The organism is Nocardia farcinica (assembly GCF_029867845.1).
Classification (GTDB): domain Bacteria; phylum Actinomycetota; class Actinomycetes; order Mycobacteriales; family Mycobacteriaceae; genus Nocardia; species Nocardia farcinica_A.
This window is the reverse complement of sequence record NZ_JARWRU010000013.1, coordinates 1-1,699: the sequence shown is the minus strand read 5'-3', so window position 1 is coordinate 1,699 and position 1,699 is coordinate 1. Positions and strand designations below refer to the sequence as shown.

Sequence of the window (1,699 nt, the reverse complement as noted above, 5' to 3'; positions counted from 1 at the left end):
CTCCCCCCCCCCCCCCCCCCCCGCCCCCGGCGGGCCCCGCCCCCCCTGTTTCTCCCACCCCCCCACAAACCGCCCCCCCTCCCCCGCCCGAACTCTTCTGGGCTGTGTTCTGAAGCACATTCGGGTGGTGAGCGGACAGCGAGCAAGGCCGAGGTCTGTGCAAGCTTCCTGCAAGGCACAATGGCCATTCTGGCGGGCGATCCGAAGCTCTTGCCAGGCCGCGGTAAGGAGGTCTGTGCAACTGCCACACAACATCGGAGGTCCGAGGCGCCCGAGAAGCGGTAGGGTCGTCACTGCGGTCTCGCCGACAGGCGAATGATGGCACAGCAGCGCGCGAGTGGCAGGCCGATCTCCTCGCGCCTCACGGAGGCCCCGGAGCCGCTGTCGCACAGCCGGATTTATCAACTATCTTCGCCGAAACGGCATTGTCAGCGTGTCACGCCCCTGCTCGGTTACGCCGAAGTGGAGCCGAGCGGGAGAAACACCGTCAAGATCTACACCCACGGCATCGACCTACTCACCCGCGAGCACGTCAGTTCGACCAACTGGCACAGGCCAGGGAGCACCATCCAGGGCCGTTCGTCCGGCTGGGGAGGTTCGAGGTCCTCGCGGAAGTGGCGCCGACACACTCTCAGGGCGAGAGTGACAGTGGGATGGCCGCACGCTCTTCTTGTCCAGTAATTGCGGGCCGTGCGAGGATTGCACCGTCTGGTCGATCACTCGGTGCGGCGAAGGGGGCGGGTTGTGGAACGTGCGACGGTCTACCGCTGGAACATCCGCAACGGCACCGGTGTGCTGACGCGGACGGACGGGTCGCTGGCCTGGTTCCACTTGTCCACTGTCGACAAGGGGGACGTTCTCACTCTGGCCGAAGGCGATCCCGTCGATGTCGAGATCGAAGACGTTCCTCAGGGGGGGTACGAATGTCGAGCAGTTTCCGTACGAAGGCACACAGGGTAGGCGGCGTAGCAGCTGCATTGTCAGCCTGTGCCGCAACGCTTCTGGGGCACGCCTCCCCGGCTGTCGCGGAGCCGGGATCGGTCCCCGGAATCTACAACTTCCACCCAGGCGACCAAAGCTATCTGTACGAGGGACAGCACGGGACCTTCACAGGTGATGTCATCTACGCGGTACAGAACGCGGACGGCGGAAATCGGCTGATCTGGTCTCTGCGGCTGTCACCTTCTGTGCAAGCCATCGTGCAGGGACCGATGTCCTGCGGCGCCTCGGTGATCGGCAAGAGCGGGTATCACGATTTCCATCCGTCGATCCCGGCGGACTACTGGTGGCATTCGGTGGTGACGGATCTCCAGCTGGATCGGGAGTACCAGCTGGAAGCCAAGTGCGACTTCACGGCCACCAATGGGCACACCACCGCGCCTGGCAATGTGCGCTACACCGTGGAATTCACGCTGCATTCGCGCTGAGCAGCGGCGCACGCCCTAGCGCCGGGGGGGGGTACCACCCCCCCGCGGGGGCCAAAAGGGTGGCAGGGGGGGGGGTGGGGGGGGGGTGCGCGCCGCCGGCCTCGCGCCGCGGGGGGGCGGCCGTCACCGGGGTGCCGTGGCACCCCCCGGCGGGCCGGGGGCCGCCCCCCCCCCCCCCCCCCGACACCCACCCACCCGCATCCTCCCCCCTGTTCCCGGGGCCCGCCGCGCCGCCCCCCCCCGCCCAACACTCGCTCCGCTCAGGTTCGACC

Annotated in this window: 1 protein-coding gene; it reads left to right on the top strand. The window is 67.7% G+C overall.

The window, feature by feature from the left end:
• Positions 1–1,199: 1,199 nt before the first annotated feature.
• Entirely contained in the window at positions 1,200–1,427 is a 228-nt protein-coding gene (locus QH283_RS00170) for a hypothetical protein (protein ID WP_280500991.1), read from the top strand.
• The last annotated feature ends 272 nt before the right edge of the window (positions 1,428–1,699 follow it).